At 28.5% G+C, this 2,385-nt stretch carries 2 protein-coding genes; both read left to right on the top strand.

Annotated features, from left to right (window positions below):
- Nucleotides 1–134 precede the first annotated feature (134 nt).
- Nucleotides 135–1,136, top strand: a complete 1,002-nt coding sequence (locus Q0138_RS03780) for a protein kinase (RefSeq protein ID WP_297981124.1) — start codon at nt 135–137, stop codon at nt 1,134–1,136.
- Between the two features lie 83 nt (nt 1,137–1,219).
- On the top strand, nt 1,220–2,158 hold the full coding sequence (locus tag Q0138_RS03775; protein ID WP_297981120.1) for an FAD-dependent oxidoreductase: 939 nt from the start codon (nt 1,220–1,222) through the stop codon (nt 2,156–2,158).
- Nucleotides 2,159–2,385 lie beyond the last annotated feature (227 nt).

The following is a 2,385-nucleotide window of genomic DNA, read 5'->3' as shown; positions in this document are numbered from 1 at the left end:
CCCAATCCCCAATCCCCAATCCCCAATCCCCAATCCCCAATCCCCATTTTATTTGTTATTATCAAATAATAAATTTTCCTGATGAAAATATAAAATAATTTTATATTTAACAGGATTTAAATGTTTATAAAAAAATGGAAAAAGAAATAGAAAATGAAAAAAATATTACTAAAAAATTAATAGAAACAGATAAGGTGGTAATAAATTATGATGAAGAAACCGGAAGTAAAATAGTTAATGAATACATGTTTAAAGAGACAATAGGTCGAGGCTCATATTCAAAAGTAAAAAAATGTATAGAAATAAATTCACAAAGGGAATACGCTGTGAAAATAACAAAGAATTATTTACTACGGAAAAAAAAGAAAGCCTTTGATAAAACCAACGAAGGCTCTTTATTAATACATTATATGATAGAAGATGCATTAAACGAAATAAAAACATATAAAGTAATACCTAAAACACATCCAAATATATTATCTTTATATCAAATAATAAACGATAAAGAAAAAGACAAAACTTATTTAATAATAGAATTAGCAGAGCCATTAATAACAGTCAATGAAGAAACTGGAATATTCACTTTAAATAGTAAATTCGATAATAATAAATACGATGAAAAATTAATTAAAAAATGGATATTAGAAATAGCATCTGGAATTAAATTTTTACATGATAATAATATTGCTCATTGTGATATTAAATCAGATAATATTTTATTAGGCAAAGACGGCAAATGTAAATTATCCGATTTTGGCAGCTCTTTAAGGATGAATGAACCAGAAGATAATATTTTAAGAACTCAAGGGAATATATATTTTTTTCCTCCTGAATTAGTCGAAGATAAAGAAAAAGAAAAAAAAAGTATCGATTATAAAGCAGTTGATATTTGGGATTTTGGGATTTCAATATATACTTATATTTTTAAAAGACTACCTTTTATGCCAGAAAATAGAGAAAATATTGTTGAATTATTTAAAGAAATAACAGAAGGAAAATTTGATTATAATAAAAATGGAATAACTATTTCTGAAGAAATGAAACAATTTTTAAATCATTTATTTGAAAAAGATCCCGAAAAAAGATTCACTGCTGATGATATTGTTAATTATCCTTGGTTAAAAGAAAATAATTAAATTATATGAAACGAAAGTTAAGTTATATGAATATAATTGTTTTTTAAAAACAATTTATTTAAGATTTATTTTGAGGGATTTATATGGAAGATTATGATATAATAATTGTTGGTGCAGGTCCTGCCGGTTTGACTGCAGGAATGTATGCTGGCAGACAAAATTCAAAGGCTTTAATCATTGATAAGGGTTTAACCGGTGGCAATGGGCTTGAAGTTCCAATGATGCAAAACTATCCTGGATATGAGCTTATTTCAGGAATGGAATTGATTCAAAACATGAAGGTTCAAACTGAAAAATATTGTGAAATTCTTGAAAATGAGATAATCAATTCAATTGAAAAAACAGATGATGGTTTTATTTTAAAGACTAAAAAATCTCCTATGCTAATCACTGAAGAAAGTGATGAAATCCGTGAATTTAAAACCAAAACCCTTATTTTAGCTACCGGTGCAAGTCATAGACATTTGAATGTTCCTGGTGAGGATGAATTTTTAGGTCGCGGAGTTGCATATTGTGCTACCTGTGATGGAATGTTTTTTGTAGGAAAGGACATTTTAATGATTGGCGGAGGAAATAGTGCAGCTCAGGAAGCTTTATATTTAAAGAATTTAGGATGTAATGTCCGACTTGTCCATAGGCGTGATGAGCTTAGGTGTGAGCATCATCTTCAAAAGGCTCTTGAGGAAAATGGAATTGAGGTTTTATGGAATTCCACAGTTGAAAAGATCAATGGGGAAATGATGGTTGAATCTGTTAGCCTATTAAGGGATGGAGTTGAGGAAGAGGTTCCTACAAATGCTGTTTTTGTAGCTATTGGTGATGATCCTTCAAATGAACTTGCATCCGATCTTGGTGTTGAACTTGATGAGGCCGGTTATATAGTTACAGACAAAAAACAGGCTACAAACATTGAAGGAGTTTTCTCAGCAGGAGACATTACTGGCGGAGTAAAACAGTGGGTTGTAGCATGTGGAGAAGGTGCTGTGGCAGCTATTTCCGCTTATGGCTATTTAAATTTATAGTTTTGGCTTTTTAGCCAAACTTTTTTTATCAATATTTATTTAGTTTGTTCATATGCGAATATTTATTTCATTTAAAAAATTATTTTCATAACTTTGTTAAAAATATTAAAATAAGAGTTTCAGTCAGTTAAAATACTAAAATGAGATTTTTAGTTAGTTAAAATATTAAAATAAGTGTTTTAGTCAGTTAAAATACTAAAATGAGATTTTTAATTAGTTAAAATATT

The organism is uncultured Methanobrevibacter sp. (assembly GCF_937906425.1).
Taxonomy (GTDB): domain Archaea; phylum Methanobacteriota; class Methanobacteria; order Methanobacteriales; family Methanobacteriaceae; genus Methanobrevibacter.
Note: the sequence above shows the minus strand (reverse complement) of the source record. Positions and strands in the feature narration are given on the sequence as shown.

Coding starts and splice junctions, on each gene's coding strand:
- Q0138_RS03780 (WP_297981124.1), top strand. CDS start 135: ATGGAAAAAGAAATAGAAAATGAAAAAAATATTACTAAAAAATTAATA.
- Q0138_RS03775 (WP_297981120.1), top strand. CDS start 1,220: ATGGAAGATTATGATATAATAATTGTTGGTGCAGGTCCTGCCGGTTTG.